15 protein-coding genes are annotated in these 18584 nt (G+C 46.6%); 11 read left to right on the top strand and 4 right to left on the bottom strand.

Annotated features, from left to right (window positions below):
• Nucleotides 1-28 precede the first annotated feature (28 nt).
• The 4 genes from BLS69_RS09355 to BLS69_RS09340 all read left to right on the top strand — a co-directional run bounded on the left by BLS69_RS09355 (nt 29) and on the right by BLS69_RS09340 (nt 8177).
• Nucleotides 29-2323: an AraC family transcriptional regulator gene (locus BLS69_RS09355; protein WP_091030707.1), complete on the top strand. Its 2295-nt coding sequence runs from the start codon at nt 29-31 to the stop codon at nt 2321-2323.
• A gap of 43 nt (nt 2324-2366) precedes the next feature.
• Entirely contained in the window at nt 2367-4424 is a 2058-nt protein-coding gene (locus tag BLS69_RS09350) for a glycoside hydrolase family 65 (protein ID WP_091030704.1), read from the top strand.
• Nucleotides 4425-4491: 67 nt separating this feature from the next.
• Entirely contained in the window at nt 4492-5637 is a 1146-nt protein-coding gene (locus BLS69_RS09345) for a glycoside hydrolase family 88/105 protein (protein WP_091030701.1), read from the top strand.
• On the top strand, nt 5634-8177 hold the full coding sequence (locus BLS69_RS09340; protein WP_256332265.1) for a glycosyl hydrolase family 95 catalytic domain-containing protein: 2544 nt from the start codon (nt 5634-5636) through the stop codon (nt 8175-8177). Before BLS69_RS09345 ends, BLS69_RS09340 begins: the two co-directional genes overlap by 4 nt.
• Before the next feature lie 43 nt (nt 8178-8220).
• Here BLS69_RS09340 and BLS69_RS09335 read toward each other — a convergent pair whose 3' ends face one another.
• The 4 genes from BLS69_RS09335 to BLS69_RS09315 all read right to left on the bottom strand — a co-directional run bounded on the left by BLS69_RS09335 (nt 8221) and on the right by BLS69_RS09315 (nt 12799).
• The gene (locus BLS69_RS09335; RefSeq protein ID WP_091030695.1) at nt 8221-10470 is read right to left on the bottom strand and encodes an ABC transporter permease; all 2250 of its coding nucleotides are present in this window, start codon (nt 10468-10470) and stop codon (nt 8221-8223) included.
• 30 nt (nt 10471-10500) lie between these two features.
• A complete protein-coding gene (locus BLS69_RS09330; RefSeq protein WP_091030692.1) occupies nt 10501-11199 on the bottom strand; it encodes an ABC transporter ATP-binding protein in 699 nt (232 codons plus the stop codon).
• A gap of 1 nt (nt 11200) precedes the next feature.
• Complete coding sequence (locus BLS69_RS09325; protein WP_091030689.1) at nt 11201-11788, bottom strand: TetR/AcrR family transcriptional regulator; 588 nt, start codon at nt 11786-11788, stop codon at nt 11201-11203.
• Nucleotides 11789-12013: 225 nt separating this feature from the next.
• Entirely contained in the window at nt 12014-12799 is a 786-nt protein-coding gene (locus BLS69_RS09315; RefSeq protein WP_091030684.1) for a DUF817 domain-containing protein, read from the bottom strand.
• A gap of 266 nt (nt 12800-13065) precedes the next feature.
• Here BLS69_RS09315 and BLS69_RS09310 point away from each other — a divergent pair, with 266 nt between their 5' ends.
• The 7 genes from BLS69_RS09310 (at nt 13066) to BLS69_RS09280 (ending at nt 18493) form a co-directional block, all read left to right on the top strand.
• Nucleotides 13066-13410: a YojF family protein gene (locus BLS69_RS09310; protein ID WP_017688572.1), complete on the top strand. Its 345-nt coding sequence runs from the start codon at nt 13066-13068 to the stop codon at nt 13408-13410.
• A gap of 23 nt (nt 13411-13433) precedes the next feature.
• A complete protein-coding gene (gene bshB2 / locus BLS69_RS09305) occupies nt 13434-14108 on the top strand; it encodes a bacillithiol biosynthesis deacetylase BshB2 (protein WP_036608086.1) in 675 nt (224 codons plus the stop codon).
• A 308-nt stretch (nt 14109-14416) separates the two neighbouring features.
• Nucleotides 14417-15805, top strand: a complete 1389-nt coding sequence (locus tag BLS69_RS09300; protein ID WP_256332264.1) for a right-handed parallel beta-helix repeat-containing protein — start codon at nt 14417-14419, stop codon at nt 15803-15805.
• Nucleotides 15802-16383, top strand: a complete 582-nt coding sequence (locus tag BLS69_RS09295) for a nitrous oxide reductase accessory protein NosL (RefSeq protein WP_091030681.1) — start codon at nt 15802-15804, stop codon at nt 16381-16383. The genes BLS69_RS09300 and BLS69_RS09295 overlap by 4 nt, the downstream gene beginning before the upstream one ends.
• 28 nt (nt 16384-16411) lie before the next feature.
• Nucleotides 16412-17233: an ABC transporter permease gene (locus tag BLS69_RS09290; protein WP_091030678.1), complete on the top strand. Its 822-nt coding sequence runs from the start codon at nt 16412-16414 to the stop codon at nt 17231-17233.
• A complete protein-coding gene (gene ccmA, locus BLS69_RS09285; protein ID WP_091030676.1) occupies nt 17226-17939 on the top strand; it encodes a heme ABC exporter ATP-binding protein CcmA in 714 nt (237 codons plus the stop codon). Before BLS69_RS09290 ends, ccmA begins: the two co-directional genes overlap by 8 nt.
• Nucleotides 17940-17950: 11 nt before the next feature.
• Nucleotides 17951-18493, top strand: a complete 543-nt coding sequence (locus tag BLS69_RS09280) for a TlpA family protein disulfide reductase (protein ID WP_091030673.1) — start codon at nt 17951-17953, stop codon at nt 18491-18493.
• Nucleotides 18494-18584: the final 91 nt, after the last annotated feature.

The following is an 18584-nucleotide window of genomic DNA, read 5'->3' as shown; positions in this document are numbered from 1 at the left end:
GGTATATTGCATATGAGGTGGGATAATTGTGACCCTTTCCTTCTTAAAGTGGCTAAAATTCAATGTCACCAATACCCAGACCCGGCTGCTGCTGATTCTGACTGTTGTTGTCTTCATGATTATTATTGGGGTGGGGATGACGACGTATTATTCTTCCAAATCGGTGTTACAGCAGGAATTAAGTGAGCCGCAACACCAGATGCTGCGTATCAGCATGAATGATATTGATGAAGTGATCCGGGAAAGTGATCAGATTGCGGTGAAAATTGCACTGAACAGTAATGTATACCGATTTCTCACCAATGAAGTACAGGGATCATACCGCAATATTACGGAACTGGTACAATTTCTGGAAACCTTAATCAGTAGTACGTCCTTTATTAAGAGCGCTTACATTTTTGATATGAATCGGGAGAGCATTGTTGCGTTCCCACAAGGCTACAGCTCCAGCAAAGTTAATTTCCCGGATTCGGATTGGGTTAGCGTTGCCGATGAACTTGAAGATCGTCCCATGCTGGTCAAGCAACGTGAGATTTCCACATCGTCTGGTGTGTCCATGCCGCAAATTACACTTTACCGAAAAATAATGATCGCTGGCGAGTTGAAAGGGATTATCGCAGTTAATTTCAAGACAGAGAAGATGTTCGAGCACATGCTGCTCTCATCAGTCTCCGACCTTGACAGCCATCGGTTCATCCTCGACACCAACAACCAGCCTTTATATGATCTCGGCAATTATGCCGTCGGAGAGGAAGCGGTCAGTCATGTAATCACCCAACTGGATGGTGAAAAACTTGGTGAGTTTAAACATGAAGGTAAGCTTTTACTGGCTTCACAGACTATTTCACCGTACACCGGATGGCGTTATCTGTCCGTGATATCACAAGACAGTCTCCTCGCTAATGCACAGAAGATCCGCAATATTGTTTTTATCGTATCTTTGTTAGCTCTTGTAGCAGGAGCGGTTACGATCACAGTCTACAATGCAGCTGCTTTTAGACCGGTAAGACGCATGAGACAATTGCTCAGCGGGTACGACCAGGAGAGAATCCATCCGGAGCAGATTGATCTGGAGAAAATAACGGGGCAACTGTTAACGGATCATGCTCAGCAGGCCATCAATCTCAGGCAGACCCTTCCGGAAGCTTCATCCAAATTTCTGACGGATATCTATAACGGACATATGACAGGAAGTCGGGAAATTAGCGAGAAATGGTGCCGTTATTTCAAGGATTGGAGCGATGAGCCACTCTATATTGCCATGTTGTCGATTGATAATTATAAGGCCTGGTGTGAGCGTTTTACGAAGTCAGATCACTCCCTGCTGAAATTTGCCATTGGTAATATCATAGCTGAACTGTTGTCTGGACAATGGCGGGTGTTATCAGCTGATCTGGGCAGAGACCGGATGCTCGTGATGCTTCAACCGATTCATTCTGGCGGTAGCAAGAGCGTAGCGACAGCAATACGAGAGACGATTGGCATGATTCCTCGCTTGCTCAAGTTTCAGGTGTCGAGCGGCATAAGCGGGGGGCACGACGGATTCATGCGACTTCAGCGAGCCATGCATGAGGCGGAGAGTGCGCTGGATTACAGATTCTACTTGGGGTATGAACGAGTTATTTCGTTTGAAGAGATCTCGGGTCTGCAACCGACCGAGAATACATTGGAAGAACTTGAATTCATGACTCAACTGACGGAGACCGTCGAAGCAGGCAGGGGTGAAGAAGCCCTGAGGACTTTTGACAAGATAGTTGGTCGAATGACGCACGAGCAATGGCACCCTTCATCAGCGCTGGCCTTTCTTGAAGCTGTTGCAGCTACACTTGAACGAACTCGCCTGAAGCGCGAGACAGAAGGTTGCGGACTCGAAATGGTGGATATGCAGACCATGCATCTGGAGGCTGTCTGTGAAGTGCTGCGAAGCCAGATCGAAGGTTTGGCTGATTGGTTCGGTAGCCTTATGCTTAGCAAGGATTTCATACTGTGCCAACAGATGATTGCATTTATGAACAACCATCTGGAAGACTCGGTAAGCATTCAGGAGATTGCCGAGCATGCCGGGATCGGAAGCAGTTTGGCAAGTCAGTTGTTCAAGCAGGAAATGGGCGATACCATCCACGGATATTTCACTAAGCTTCGCATGGAACGTGCCTGTGAACTATTGCTGGATACGGATTATAGAATTTCCGAGATCGCAACGATGGTGGGTTATCAGCATGAGAACAGTTTTATTCGTGTGTATCGAAAATACAAAGACATTACACCGGGCAAGTACAGGGAGATAATGCGAAGCCGCAGGGGTGTGCTACAGGAATCTTGATCCATACTTGAACCCATAGAATGACAAGGAGGCAGAGCCATTGATGGATCGACAATCGGTCGTCACCAGGAATCATCCGGTATTAACACAGCTTGAGCCCAGATCGCCTTTATCTGTAGGTAATGGAGAATTTGCATTCAGTGCTGATTTTACGGGACTTCAAACGTATCCAGATCTGTATGAAATACCTCTTGGTACACAATCCAACTGGGGTTGGCATTATACGGGCGGTCATCATGTATTCGGAGATGAGGATATTGTCTATCAGGCATTTGAGACGTATGGCCGCAAAGTGCCATACCCCATGAAGCCCGAAGACAAGGAAGAAGCCTATCACTGGCTTAGGCAGAACCCGCATCGACTTCAGCTTGGACGCATTTCATTTCGTTTGCTAGGAGAAGATGGTCAGGAGACGGACGTCACCCATGTCGTCCCAGTACGTCAGGAATTGAATCTATGGACCGGAATTCTGCACAGTGAATTTACCGTGCAGGGGGAAGAAGTACGTGTAGAGACAGCCTGTGACCCACGGCTCGATTGTATCGCCATTTGTGTACAATCCGAATTAATCCGTAAGCAGCGTCTGCAACTGTTTGTTGTATTTCCAGCGCCCGATATGACACACCGGAGCTGGTCAAAATCAGTATTCCCCGACTGGAAGCAACATGACAGACATTCTACTGTGCTGACATCGGCCACTTCGACTTCCGCATCATTAAAACGTGTGCTGGATGAAGATGAGTATACATTGGAATGGATCTGGGACGCAGGCCAACTGGAACAGACGGGAACTCATGAATTCACACTATCTCCCAAGGCCGTACCAGACTCGGACATCTGGTCGTGCAGTGTATCTTTTGCTGCACATAAGCCGGAAACCTTGCCAGCAGATACAGTATTGCGATCAAGCTCGGTCCACTGGAATCAGTTCTGGAATGATGGCGGAGTGATTGATTTTGAAGGCAGTTCAGATCCGCGTGCCGCTGAACTGGAGCGTAGAGTGGTCCTATCCCAGTTTCTGAGTGCGGTGCACAGTGGTGGGTCCATGCCACCACAAGAGACTGGATATATGTACAACAGCTGGTTCGGAAAAATGCATCTGGAGATGCATTGGTGGCATGCAGCGCATTTTCCGCTCTGGAATCGGACCGATCTGTTGTGCAAGAGTATGGACTGGTACCTGACCATCCTGCCAGAAGCACGCGAACTGGCACGCTCTCAAGGTTATGTCGGTGCGCGATGGCCCAAAATGGTGGGCTATAACGGGCATCAGACTCCGTCGCCAGTAGCTCCGGGATTGATCTGGCAGCAACCACATCCCATGGCACTAGCTGAGATGTGTTATCTGTCGCGGCCTGATCCTGCCATGTTAACACGGTATAAGGATATCGTATTTGAAGCGGCTGACTTTATGGTGTCCTATGCCCATTGGGATGGGAAAAGGCAAGTGTATGTGTTAGGTCCGCCGCTTATTCCTGCGCAGGAGAATCACGCCATGAACGATAGTTTGAATCCGCCCTATGAACTGGAGTACTGGAAATTCGGTTTGGAGATAGCCATCCTTTGGGCAGAGCGTTTGAATCATCCAGCCAATCCAGACTGGCGAAGAGTGGCTTCGCACATGGCTAAACCTCGACATGAGAACGGAGTTTATCTCGCACACGAGAATTGTCCGGACACTTACACCGTTAAAAACCATGATCATCCCTCGATGGTTGGAGCACTTGGACTATTGCCAGGTTCATTAATCGATCCGGAGATCATGAGAAATACGTTGCTCAAGGTCAAAGAATGCTGGGACTGGGAATCCGCCTGGGGGTGGGATTTTCCGATGTGCGCGATGACAGCGGCCAGATTGAATGAACCAGAGCTTGCAGTGGATTTCCTGATGATGGATGCCACGAAGAACACGTATTTGCCTAATGGACACAACTATCAGAGAGCAGGGTTGTGGGCATATCTTCCCGGGAACGGTGGTCTCCTAACCGCTGTCGCCATGATGGCCGCCGGCTGGGCAGGAGCGGGAGAACAAGTAAATCCGGGATTTCCACGGGATGGTAGCTGGACTGTGAAGTGGGAAGGTCTTAATCCTTTGATGTAATCATCAGAACGTTGAACCTCGAATGAACGGTACAGATGGCATAATCCATCAGAAGGAGGATTTCGATATGGTTGGAACTTCGACAAAGTCAGTGACACAAGAACGGAAAATGTCTGTCAAAATAGCAGATACCTTGCTTTCCGAATGCCAGAATGGCAATCATCCCAAGATTGCAGGCAAATGGGGCTATGTGGGCGGGATGACGCTGATGGCACTGGAACGCGCCGCCGAATGGAATCAAGAATCCCGCTACGCGGAACTTGTCCAGCGTCACATGGATGACCTCATCGAGAATGACGGCACCATTCGGACCTACCGGTTGAATGATTACAACCTGGATATGATCAATGAAGGCAAAAATCTGTTCAACCAGTGGAAGAATTCCGGCAATGAAAAATATGCTAAAGCAATTTTGCACCTGGTTGACCAGCTTAAAGGACAGCCACGGACAAGTGAAGGTGGATTCTGGCATAAGAAAATATATCCATTTCAGATGTGGTTGGATGGCATTTATATGTCTTCACCTTTTTTGGCGGAATATGCGAGCACCTTCGATCATCCCGAGAGCTTCGATGAAGTGGCACGACAGATTTTGTTGATCGAGCGGAAGACCCGTAATCCGCGTAATGGCTTACTCCACCATGCCTGGGATGAGAGCAGGGAACAACGCTGGTGCGCTCAAGATACTGGTCGATCCGTTCATGTTTGGGGCCGGGCCATGGGATGGTATGCAATGGCCGTGGTAGATGCACTGGAGCACTTTCCCGTGGATCACCCACAGCGCGGACAGATTATGGGCATATTTGAACGAATGGCATACGCGATTGCCCATGCTCAGGATCATGATAGTGGACTCTGGTACCAAGTGATGGATCAGAACGGAAGAGCCGGCAATTATCTGGAAGCCTCTGCTTCCTGTATGTTGACCTATGCACTCGCGAAAGGCCTCAGGTTACATTATCTGGCTGAACTGGACCGTGAAGTCGTTGATCATGCCTATGCTGGAATATTGAAGCAGTTAGTCACTGAAGATGAAAAAGGGGTGCATCTTCACCACATCTGTCATGGTGCCGGACTCGGTGGGAAGAAGTATCGGGACGGTTCTTATGAATATTACATCAGTGAACAGGTTGTTAGCGATGTGCAGATGGGCGTAGCCCCGTTCTTGCTAGCCAGTATTGAGATGGAGAGACTTGGGGCGGAAAAAGCGTGAACCAACACACTGATCACACAGACACTACAGGCATACGGCCGGACAGGAACAAGATGTTGCTGAAATATCCTTCTTCCTGGTGGCAAGGGTTGTGGCGAGAAGCGCTTCCTTCCGGAAACGGTAAGCTTGGTGCTTCAGTGCAAGGTGGAATTCAGACTGAAACTGTGCTCTTGCAGCACAGTGAATTATGGCATTGGGGGCGCAAAGATGAGCTGCCCGATGTCAGTCATACCTTATTAGAAACTCGTAAGTTAATGGATGAGGAACGATATTTAGAGGCAAGCTGGCATCTGACCCGTACACTGCAAGCAGAAGGTTACGCGTCCAAGTTGTCTTCCCGATATCCACTGGCTACAATGACGGTGAAAATGAAGTGTAATAACGCTTTTCGCAAATACCGGCGGCAACTGGATATGGACACAGGGGAAGTTCATGTGCGCTGGCAGGACGGAAGTGACAACTATACAAGAAGTCTGTTCGTCTCGCGTGCAGACGATTGTGTTGTCTATGAGATCGAGACTCATAGATTGAAAGATGGAGCAAGTGCGCAGGGGACAGGTTCGACTGAGCATTCATTGCTGTCGGGGACGATAGGCCTGCAATTCCCGCAGGGCGACCGGGTAAGAGAAGATGATGAGTTCAACGTACTAAAGTCGTCTATAACGATAAGAATTGATCGGGATGATAGTGGAGACTACCTGTGCTATGGGGGGCGAAATGACGATGGGCAGGACTACGGAGCGGTGCTGCGACTGATCCAATTGAACGAAATACCTGGTGCGAGTCATGATCAACAAAAGGAAAGCGAAACTAACAAAGACATGCTTAGCAGGCAACTTCATTTCCAGACCTCTGGAAAAGTGCTTGTGCTTGTTAAAATGTTTACTACGGGCAGACGAGCGCAGGAATGGACACGGTTGAAGCAGGAACTCGCATCGCTTGAGAGCGACTACAATACGTTGCTGGATCGGCATATCTCACTGCATCAACCGCTGTTTCGGTCCGCTGAGCTTGATCTGGATGATAAAACAGATGACGGACGCTGTAATGAAGACTTGCTTCTGGAAGCCTATGAAGGTGAAGCACCTACAGGGTTCGTGCGCAAGATGTGGGCCTATGGTCGGTATCTGTTTATCAGCGGAACCTCTGAACATAGCGGATTGCCATTTGGATTATACGGCTTGTGGGGTGGTGATTATCGCTTGATCTGGGGCCACAATATGGCTAATGAGAATGTGCAAATGATGTATTGGCACACTGACCTAGGTGGTTTATCCAATCTGAATCGTTCGTTGTTCCGCTATTACAACGGATTAATGGATGACTTTCGGGACAATGCTCGCAAGTTATATGGCTGCCGAGGAATTTACATTCCCGCTGGAACAACACCGGGTATCGGGGTGCCTAACCAGATTGTTCCCGTAATCATGAACTGGACGGGAGCAGCGGGATGGATCGCCAGACATTATTATGCACATTATCAGTTCACTGGGGATAAGCAGTTTCTGCTGGAGGAAGCTTTGCCCTTCATGAAGGAGGCCCTTCAGTTCTATGAAGATTTTCTGGTGCTGGGTGAAGACGGCAAATATAAGATATACCCGTCTGTTTCGCCAGAGAATACACCTGAGAATTTTATGCCTAAGCATGGACAGCCACTGGCCCACCCTATGCCTACAGCCATTAACGCCACCATGGACATTGCCATTATTAAAGAACTGCTACAGCATGTCATTGCAGCCAGTCGACTAACTGGAGTGCATGCGACTAAGATTCCGTGCTGGGAAGCCATGCTGGAGCATATGCCCGACTATCTAATTGAAGCGGAGGGAGCTGTGAAAGAATGGCTGCATCCTGCGTTTGAAGATCGACGTGATCATCGTCATCTTTCACACCTGTATCCTGTTTTTCCAGGACAGGAGGTCACCCGTGAAGAACAGCCAGAACTTTTCCAAGCGTTCGAGACAGCAGTTGATCAGAGAAGGCTTGGTGCTCAGAGTGGTTGGTCCCTTGCACATATGTCGTCTATATATGCTCGACTTGGCAATGGTGAGCGGGCGCTGGAAAGTCTCGATATTCTTGCGCGCTCCTGTGTACTGAGTAATGGGTATACCTTGCATAATGACTGGCGTAATATGGGGGTATGTATGTCCATGCCCGCTGCTCCGATTCAGCTGGATGCCAATATGGGCTGGGTTAATGCAGTACAGGAAATGCTGCTCTATGTGTCAGAACAGTGGATCAAGTTACTGCCGGCATTGCCAGAACGGTGGGTACGGGGTTCCATTCATGACTGGTGCATACCAGGAGGTCGAATGTCTTGTACATGGAACCGGAGCTCGGGCTTCTTCCGGGCAGAACTTGTCGCGGACCGGCGGATCAATACGAAGCTTCATATTCCTGAATGGGTGAACGGATGCGAGATGATCAGCAGAAGTGCCTGCTTATGTGAACTTGATGATAATGGCATCTATGAGCTTGAAATTGAAGTTGGTGGGGAACTCACTCTGGAGAGAAAAATGTTTGGGATAAATAATGAATAAAATGCCGCCATCTGGCGGCATTTTTCATAGGGATCTAACCAATCTAATAACTGCCAAGGCTATCGGCGAACTCCATGACTCGCGACTGCTGGAACATTTTTCTTTTAAATAAGGAGACGACCAACTGATATTGAAGCAATATCAGTATGAGGATCAGGATAAGAATCCACCAGTGAATCTGGAACGGGATATAATCCCCGGTCTGTAATGAGATCATGCGCAAGATTGCACGTGCTGCCAGGATCGCAACGGGTACAGTAATCAGATACAGCAGGACAAATAGCGGTTTGTATACATCAATGAGCATACGATTAATGTCTCGATGGTTGTATCCAAGCAATCGAAGGATATGCATATCCTTATGGCTATCCTGAACGTTAAGCAGAATGACTAGATATATCAGCAGGAAACCGACAAGAATCCCTGCCACTTGATTAATGACAGCACTGGATTGGCTCGATACTGCATCGCTACGCAGAGCAGCTAACTTGTCCTCGGCAGTGACCACTCGTGCATTTAAATCCTGAGAACTATCGTTACTGTATTCCCCGTTATGCATGGAGGGGCTAACGTTCATCCACCTCGCTAATTGTGTTTTGGATGTATAGATCGTATCTGCTTCACCATTTCGGCTAATCTCACGGACTGAGACGTTATGGGGGTGATGATTAATAATCAGTTGAACGGTATCTCCGGATTGGATGTCATACAACGAACTGGTCGCCTCACTCACCACGATACCATCCAGCTCAGCAGGCAGAATGTGGGTGCTGTCATGATTCATTAGTTGCACCTGTGTTCCCTGATCATCCATGCCGACCAACTCTCCTGAGAGTTTTTGTCCATCAACTTCCACGAGCTGTACGGACTGTCTGAGGTAGTACATGCTGGACCTATGCGATGTTACTTCATCTTCCTTCAGATTGGGATAACGGATATCGTACCTGTAGTGCATGCCTGTCGTCTGTGATTCCAGGGCGGCACCACTTGATTGATACAACGAAGAACTCATGATAAATAACAAGGTCATCAGAAAAATTGCTGCTGCACTTAAGAAAATGGCGTTCCATTTGCGAAGCACGACGCGCAGAGGAAGCCTTAATCGTTCCGGCAAAAGGCTAATTACGGATTGAAGAGCTGTGGTTAATCTTCCATTCGGAAGAGGCTTAATCGTGTTATGCATGACATGAAAGGTCTCTTGGCGCAAAAAAGGAACGATAGACATCCAGGTGACCAGCACCGTTCCGATGATAGGAATCAAAAGCCCAAACAAGATAGAACGGAGTTCAAGGCCTCGTTCCCAGAAGGGGAAGGAGTACATTTGAGCATACATATGGATTAGGACAGAGGAACCGAAGAAAGCCAAAACCATCCCGACGAGTCCTCCTGCTGTCGATAGGATCAGTGAATAAACGAGTGATGCGTGGCTGATCTGTCTTGCCGTATATCCCATTGCCTTGAAGCAACCGAAATCTTGACGGTGAAGACGGACGAAACGGGTGTAGAACATGTAGAAGATAAACAAAGTAATGAGTGTAAACAAGAAGAGAAAGCTCTGGGCCAGACTTTGATTGGAATCGATTGCGGTCAGTGGTTCGGTGCTGCTCTCAAGTCCAGAATCGAAAGCCAAATATGAGAAGGCGGGATCACTACTTATACGCACTTCAGCTGAGCCGGAGTCCACATCTGGTTTGAACTGAGCTGCATAATAGCGCTCTTCCTGTCCGTTTATCTCATGGTACACATCAGGAGTAACGACTCCAAATGTCGCTTGATTGTAATCCTGTTTCAGGTCATTAAAAGGAATAAACGATTGATAGTCTGGCAAAAACATGGAACCAACAATAGTGAAATCACGGTTTTTAATGGTAATCGAATCTCCTATAGTCAGGGCATGCTTATCCATATACTGCGGCATTAGGGCAATTTCCGTAGAAGCTACCGGTAGTCGGCCTTCCGATAGATAAGGTACATTAAGCTTCTTGGGTGGAGATAGTAGATAATAATTTGTACTGTCTTGTGTAACTTTTTTGAATCTTTTTTCTTCGATAATAGCTTCTGTATGTATCTCCTCTAAAACATGTAAACGATCTGCATCTTCTTGCAATTGGAAGCGGAAATCCTCCAAATGTTGTGTCTCAGCGTATTCTTGAATATGAACCTGATTACGATCCACCGAGAATTCCACAAAAAAATACATAAACGAAGTCAGCACTACCATGAGAAACAAGAGGATGGTGTATCCACGGTTTTGCTTCAATACACGGTACACATGCTTGTTAAGATAGCGCATTAGTCTTCCGCCTTCCCATTGTGAGTATATCTATGCCCAATGCATCTGCGCAGCAGTAATTGGGTGCTCGTTCAATCGATCCTGATAGACGGAGCCGTTCTTGATTGTAATTACACGCTGAGCAGTCTTGGCAATTTCAGGGTTATGGGTGATGAACACAATGGTCACTCCATATTGCTGCCGAGCAAGATGAAGAAGGGTTATCACATTTTTGCTGTTCGCCTCATCCAATGCACCCGTGGCTTCGTCGCAGAACAAGATACGAGGACTCTTAATTAATGCACGTGCGATGGCTACCCGCTGCTGTTGCCCACCAGACAGTTGACCGGGAAACTGATTCAGTATGCCCTCAATCCCCAGAAGTGCAGCAAGCTCCTCAACCGTGTGGTGTTCACTAGTTCCAGAGAGCCCAATGTATATATTTTCTCGAACCGTAAGATGAGAGAGTAGGTGGTAGTGTTGAAAAATGTGCCCCAGATGCAGTCTGCGAAAGTCGGCAAGTGCATCCTCGTTCAGTTCAGTAATGTCCTGGTTATTGATGAAGACGTGACCGTTCGAGGGTCTGAGCAGTCCTGACATTAGATTTAGCAGCGTGGATTTTCCGGAGCCACTTGGGCCAATGATGGCTGTAAATTCACCTTCAGCGAGATCCAGACTGATTTCGCGGAGTATGATTTCATTTTTCTTAAAATGTTTCGTTACGTTCTGAACGGAGATGGCAATGTTCATCTTACACACTTCTTTCATAAAGATGAATTTGGATGAAATCAAGCTGTTCGCGAATAAAATCTTCAGTTAGATCGGTAGACAGGGCAAGCACTCTTAGTCCCTCCAGGAAAATAACAATATGAGCAGCAGCCGTGCGGCTTGCCTCAACCTGTATTTCACCACGTTGGACCCCATAGTCGATCAGTCGACTGAGCTCCGTGATGTTATGATCCTGTTGGCGGTGCAGCAACTCACGATCCTCTGCATTGCGGTGTGACAAGAAAAACTCGTACGCAGCGGTCATAATACTGTCATGGATTTCAGTTAGCTCGATCCGTTGACTTGTCCAGAATGCATCCATGATCTGCTGAAATGGCATATGTGCTTTCATCTGAGCTGAGAAAGCTTCTTGCGTCTGTTTGTTGTTCTCCATCAGTAAGGCTCTGAATATCTCCTCTGTAGAGTTGAAATATCGGTAGAGACCGCCGCGGCTAATTCCGCATTGCTCCACAATATCTGTCATCGTGACAGCATGGAATCCTTTTCGCACAAATACCTGATGTGCACCTGCAAGGATCATCATTTTTTTGGACAACGATTTCTGAGTCATAGCTTCCTCCCAATGTAATAAAATCGAAAAGTGACACTAATGTCGCTTTTTGATCATTTTATGACACCAATGTCGCTTTTGTCAAATGAAAGTGTCACCGATCAGGTGGGGGACATATGTAATGTATATCTCGAGGTGTATTGGCACAGTAAAAAAACAGCGGCATTCGAAGACTTTAGGTACGAGTCTAAGATTGCTGCTGTTTTACGGTTAGAGAATAAATAGTTAACTGGACTTTGAATCATCTGCGGTTCGATTGGCTTTCACATATTTGAGCTGCGCAACGATGATGACACTGATGATGACCAGCAGGAACCATGAACTAATTTTGCTAAAGCTAACCAGTTGCCAGGCATCATGCTGATCAGGGTATTTCCAGGCATTGAAAAATGTAGCGATATTCTCGGCAGTCCAGATGAAGAAACCGACAATGATAAAAGCGAGTGATAACGGCATTCGATAGGTCGTTGCTCGTACCCGGTAGATAATCCAGGTTTTCCAGAAGACAATAAATACAAGCGCCGTCAGCCACCAGCGAAAATCGGGAATAAAATGATGAGTGAAAAAGTTAATATAGATGGCTGCTCCCAGCAGCATGGAAGGTGCAAAACCAGGCCATCCGGTCATGTCCATTCGCAGTCTTCGCCACACTTGACACATAAAACTGGCTACACTTGCATACATGAATCCACTATACAGAGGGACACCCAGGATTTTGGTGTATGCTGGCTCAGGGTAAGACCAAGATCCCATCCATACTTTATAAATCTCCAGAACCAGGCCTATAATGTGAAATACACAGATGACCTTGATTTCATCCCGGGTTTCCAAGCCGCTTCGATACATCAGGTACTGCACAGCAAGTAATACGAGCAGAATGGCATCATACCGATGAAGGAAAGGAATAGGAATTACGCTGGACAGGGCCAGTGTTCCAAAGATCGCTACGGGAAATATACAGCTCATGGCCTGATGATAGCCAAAATGAAGTAGTTGTATTAGAGATTTCAAGTTGAGTTAAACTCCTTTCCAAACATGTTGGAGCAAGATTCATTTAAGATTAAAGGTTCTTCATCACGGACGTTTTTGCCTACACTTCATAATATAGATATGGTCCATGAATAAAAAGAGAAAAAAACGCGCAAATCTGTTCTTGTTTTCAAACTGGAATCATCATGAGAACACTATATAAGAGGCGATAGGGCCACTCCATGTATATTCTCTTCTGGTTATGTTAAAATGAAATTCGTACAATTACATTAGACAAGGAGGCCGCTATGCAACCGATTAAACCTCAAGATATTCAGCTCCGGATCAATAATCTTGCTGATCAGGACTTATACGTACATCTAGAACTTACGTCAGGTGCTTACGCACAACACATGGACAGTACAAAACATCCAGCATCGGCATTCATTACTAATGCGGCCATACGATATACGCAGGGGTCCATTTCAGGTACAGGTCCATACCGTGTTGGTCTGAAAACAACGCAGGGATGGCTTTACGCCGAAGGTCTTACACATATTGATGAGCAGGAACAAGAAAGACTGATTCTTGCCGGTCACGACAGCCAAGGTAAACTAGTTGTGGCGTTACAATTAAGCCGAGAGATGTTCTGATGAAAGCGGAGGGTTGAATAACCATGAATACTACACACAACGAGCATGAGCGCATCTTGGTGGTGTATCCACATCCAGATGATGAAGCTTTCTCTGTATCGGGAACGTTAGCCAAATACATAGATGGCGGTGCCCATGTAACCTATGCTTGTCTAACCCTTGGCGAGATGGGGCGCAACATGGGGATTCCTCCATTTGCCAACCGAGTGACGTTGCCTGCCATCCGTAAACAGGAACTCATCGAAGCTTCTGAAGCGATTGGTATTCAGGACCTGAGAATGCTGGGTTTCCACGATAAAATGCTGGAGTTCGAAGACCCACAGTTACTGGAAGACACCATCATGTCGCTACTTAAAGAATTAAACCCCACGCTGGTCATTACGTTCTATCCGGGGTACAGTGTTCATCCCGATCATGACGCAACGGGAGCCGCTGTTATACGTACAATCGCTAAACTTCCTGTGGATGAACGTCCGATTGTTCACTGTGTTGCGTTCGCAAATAATCAGGAACAGTATATTGGCAAACCGGACGTATTTGTTGACGTATCCGAATTTTTGGATCGGAAAATGGCGTCCATTCGTGCCCATCGTTCACAATTCCAGGCAGCAGAGCTTGTAGGAAATCGTGAGCTGAATAATGAAGAAATCAAGAAACGTTTTGGCAGAGAAACATTTTGGACCTATCCATTTGAATAATATGTTACTTAGAAGTCGCCTATATGGCGGCTTTTTTTGTTTTACATCACAATATCGACACAAAAATGTAGCGTCTATAGCCTAATTGAGCTATATGGAATAAATATCATTTTAAGTACACTGTGATCAGGATTGTGATAACGCTTCATTTATTACGTTGCTTCAATGGATGAGGAACAGATTTTAAGTGGAATGGAGGGATGGTGTGTACAACCAACGTATATTTTGGATTAACGTAAGACCCGTTGAATACATTGTCACAGCAATAAGCAACTTGAACAAGAAGCCAGAATTGCATGGTTTGAATTATGAGTAATCCTTGGGCAGGATTGGGTGCATTCAACAGTTGTAAGAAGAGTCGGGTTAGGGGGTTAATTTTTCTAATCGGAATGATGATGCTCCTACTATCCCTTCCGCACGGTGCAATCATGGCCGCCTCTGGACATCGTGAGCTCATTCCCCTTCAGCCTATGATTGACCGTTCTGCACCTGGAGAAGTCATTGAACTTACATCAGGTCGTTATTCTGGACCCGTGACGATTGACAAGAACATCATCATTCAGGGTGATCCTACGGTCATAGTTGTTAATGCGGAAGCCACCTCTACGATAATGATTCGCTCGGATGGGGTGAAATTGAGCGGTTTTACAATTGAACATGATACGAATGAACAGACTGCAGCGATTCAGGTTGAAGGGAAAAACAGTGAAATAACGGATCTGCATATTCAGACTCAGGGGTACGGGATGATCATTCGGAATTCGAGTCATGCAACGATTCAACGGAACAACATTACATGGATGGGGGCTGATTCTGCTTCCAGTGGCCAGAAGGGCAATGGGATTGATCTGTACAACTCCCATGATAGCTACATTGAAGCCAATGAGATCACCGGCATGAGGGATGGAATCTATCTGGAGAACAGTCGCAAGTCTATCGTGCAAAATAACAGGCTGTTACATACAAGGTATGGCATCCACTGTATGTACATTGACGGCTCTTCTGTCATGGATAATACCGGAGAAGAGAACATGACAGGTGCCATGATTATGGGCGTCAAGAATACGGTAATCTCGGGCAATTCTTTTCGCAAACAAAGTACCAATGTTCATTCCCAAGGGATTCTGTTGTATGACGTACATCAATCCTTTGTTCACAACAATGTAGTGGAAGGTAATCGTGTCGGCATGAATATTGCAGAATCCTCAGGCAATGAGATACATGACAATGCGGTGCTTCGGAATTTTGTTGGCATCCAGCTTGTTCTGGCAGAAGCTAATGAGTTTACACGTAACCGAATGGTGTCTAATGTCATTGAAGCTTCGGCGCTGGATAGCCCTAATAATGTCCTGATTGAGAATTACTGGGACTCTTTTCAGGGGCTCGATCTGAATCAGGATGGAATCAGTGAAATTTCTTATGCGATCAATCCTTTTTATGAGCAACTGGTCAGTCGAAACTCTGCGTATCAGCTCTTTTTCCAATCACCGGGTATGGTCTTTCTGAGTGAGTTGTTTACAGAAGGCAGAGAACAATGGACTACCGACAAGTCGCCACGAATGAGCATGGATACGGAATCTGATCTGCACATGTCAGTGGAAAGGGTAGCAGCTTCCAATCTGGTGTGGATGTTCGGGTTAGTTCTGTTGGGTATGGCAACTTTTATAATCATCTATATGGGGGTATTACGAAAATGAACAAAAGCTTGAACAGAAGATGGTCCATGGTCATGGTACTTATGTTTGGCATGGTGCTGTTAACCGCTTGCGGAACTAAATACGCGGCATTGCCGATCAATGAAGACGTGGATATCTGTGCGATCTGTAAAATGCAGGTGAAGGACGATGCATATGCAACACAGCTCACTACGAAAGACGGCCAAAATTACAAGTTCGATGACATCGGTTGCATGAACCAGTGGAAAACAGAAAATGGCACAGATAACATCGGCATGGACTATGTACGTGATTACAATGACAAGGAATGGATTGAATACAGCAAAGCCACGTATGTATACGACGCTTCATTGCGTACGCCTATGGCCTATGGAATTCTTAACTTTAAGGACAAGCCCTCCGCTGAAGCTTTCATTGCAGAGCAAGGTGTCGGAACCATTATGACCGCTGAGAATCTTGCCTCTCATGACTGGAAACAGAATACAGAGAATATGGACATGATGGGTGAACATGGGCATGGTGAGCACGGACATGGTGAAGAAGGAGACGGTAATGAGATGCATCAGGAAGGTGAGATAGAAGAAGAGTCAGGCCACTAGGAATGACAATAGAAAATGGTGATTAATGATGTCAGATATGATACAGATTGCAAGACGAGAAGTGAAAATGGGATTTCGCAATCCTTGGGCGTATTCGTTTCTGATCCTTTTTTGTACCTTTAGCTTAAGCTTGTTACTTCTGAATTCACAGAATCTGGTTGAAGGATATTCGGGCACCACAGGTTCCATGTTGAATCTCATTCTCTACCTTTTGCCATTAATGACGCTGTTCCTCGGTTCCTTCTCACTAACATCCGAAAAGGAAGACGGTAGCTGGCAACTGCTGTCCACGTATCCCATTGGCACGATGTCTTTTATTGTGGGCAAGTATCTCGGGCTGTCGATTGTTTTGATCACCATTGTTGCGCTTGGATACGGCCTGATGGGGGTCATTAGCGGAGTAATCGGGAATCCACTGGATGTCATGACATATCTTCTCTTTCTGGCATTCTCGTGTGGACTGGTGTTGTTATTTCTGACGCTGGCTCTATTTATCGGTTCGTTGTCGCGCAATCGGTGGCAGGCGTTAACCATATCCGTGACCGTATGGTTCTTCGCTGTCATTGGATGGCCGACGTTATTGCTCTCTGTGCTGGGATTAATGCCTTATCTTTGGGTCAAACCGCTGTTGATTATACTAACACTTATCAATCCGGCCGAGCTGGTACGTTTGTATGTCGTGATCAAACTTGGAGGCGGCTCCATTCTGGGACCAGAATATTATCGATGGGTGGAGTGGGTGCAGCAACCAAGTGGCAGTTGGATCTTCATCGGGATATGCCTGTTCTGGATCACCTGCTCTGTCCTGGCGGTATACGCGATCTGGGAGAGGGGGCGTTCTCATGGATAAAGCGGGGCTCGAAGTGATGGGATTGTGCAAATCCATTAAAAAGCAACCGATTGTTGAGGATATCTCCTTTCACATGAATTCTGGCCAAGTGCTTGCCCTCTGTGGAGGGAATGGCGCAGGGAAAAGCACGGTTCTGCGAATGATCGCAGGAATTCTTCGGCCTACCTCCGGTGAGGTTGCGGTGAACAATGTGCGATGGTTGAAGGAGCGCAAGCGTTATTCAGAGCAGATTGGATATATGCCGGATGATTATCAATTTAATCAGGGACTGAGTGCGGAGGAAATGCTTCTGTTCTGGGCTTCTCTGAGGAAAGTTCCCAAGGAGAGAGTACAGGAAGTACTGACCATGGTAGGTTTGGAAAATCAAAAGAAAAACCGGGTTACGACTTTCTCCAAAGGCATGCGCCAACGTGTGTTATTTGCCCAGGCTGTACTGTCCAAACCACCACTGCTCATCATGGATGAGCCAACAAATGGATTGGACCCATTTTGGATGCAGGAATTAGCTCAGCTGCTCAAGGGAATAAAACAGGATGGTCACATGGTCGTGTTCTCGACTCATCAGCTGGAGATTGCAGACGATATTGCGGATCAGGTGATATTCATGAACCATGGACGTAATGTTGGAGAGGGCTCCACTCATGACTTTTGTGATCAATTCGGTTCGCTCCATGCAGCATTTCATCAAAGTCTTGGTTTAAAGTGAAGGTGAGTTAATTGCAGAAAAAGAGTTTTAAAAGTAGACGTACACTTACAATTTTGATTGGTGTGATCGCATTGTTAGCAGGTACATGGGCCATTTTCGAAAATGTATCGACACCCGAATCTCGGCGAGGTAACGCCATTGAAGCTGGTGCGGTGGCTCCTGAGTTCACAGCGGTTAATTCAGCAGGCGAACAAGTCAAGCTGTCGGATTATCGGGGCAAAGCCGTGATGATTAACTTTTGGGCTTCATGGTGCACACCTTGTGTAAGGGAGATGCCACTCGTTCACCAGATCGCTCAGGACTATCAGAACGACGTGGAAACCCTGTTTGTTAACGTGGGGGAATCGAAGGGCACGATCCGTGAGTTTATGGATAAGCAAGCGTTTGATTTTCCGGTGATCATTGATGTGACGGGCAATATATCAGGTATGTATCGTATTACGGGTTTGCCCGCAACGATGGTAATTGATAAGGAAGGGGAGTTCCGTCATATATTGCTTGGTGAACTGACCGAAGATACACCATTGCAGCAATGGCTGGAAGAGAGTATCTAGTCGTAAGCTTTGGATGGTGATAAAAGGGGCAGGAACGCCAGAGATCGCCATGTTACAAGTGAAATGAATGTATGTTAAAAGTAACTACAAA

This window comes from Paenibacillus sp. CF095, assembly GCF_900101225.1.
Lineage (GTDB): Bacteria > Bacillota > Bacilli > Paenibacillales > Paenibacillaceae > Paenibacillus.
The sequence above is the reverse complement of the archived record's forward strand: the minus strand, read 5'-3'. Positions and strand labels throughout refer to the sequence as shown.

Coding starts and splice junctions, on each gene's coding strand:
- BLS69_RS09345 (WP_091030701.1), top strand. CDS start 4,492: ATGGTTGGAACTTCGACAAAGTCAGTGACACAAGAACGGAAAATGTCT.
- BLS69_RS09300 (WP_256332264.1), top strand. CDS start 14,417: ATGAGTAATCCTTGGGCAGGATTGGGTGCATTCAACAGTTGTAAGAAG.
- BLS69_RS09295 (WP_091030681.1), top strand. CDS start 15,802: ATGAACAAAAGCTTGAACAGAAGATGGTCCATGGTCATGGTACTTATG.
- BLS69_RS09350 (WP_091030704.1), top strand. CDS start 2,367: ATGGATCGACAATCGGTCGTCACCAGGAATCATCCGGTATTAACACAG.
- bshB2 (WP_036608086.1), top strand. CDS start 13,434: ATGAATACTACACACAACGAGCATGAGCGCATCTTGGTGGTGTATCCA.
- BLS69_RS09310 (WP_017688572.1), top strand. CDS start 13,066: ATGCAACCGATTAAACCTCAAGATATTCAGCTCCGGATCAATAATCTT.
- BLS69_RS09325 (WP_091030689.1), bottom strand. CDS start 11,788: ATGACTCAGAAATCGTTGTCCAAAAAAATGATGATCCTTGCAGGTGCA.
- BLS69_RS09335 (WP_091030695.1), bottom strand. CDS start 10,470: ATGCGCTATCTTAACAAGCATGTGTACCGTGTATTGAAGCAAAACCGT.
- BLS69_RS09330 (WP_091030692.1), bottom strand. CDS start 11,199: ATGAACATTGCCATCTCCGTTCAGAACGTAACGAAACATTTTAAGAAA.
- ccmA (WP_091030676.1), top strand. CDS start 17,226: ATGGATAAAGCGGGGCTCGAAGTGATGGGATTGTGCAAATCCATTAAA.
- BLS69_RS09290 (WP_091030678.1), top strand. CDS start 16,412: ATGTCAGATATGATACAGATTGCAAGACGAGAAGTGAAAATGGGATTT.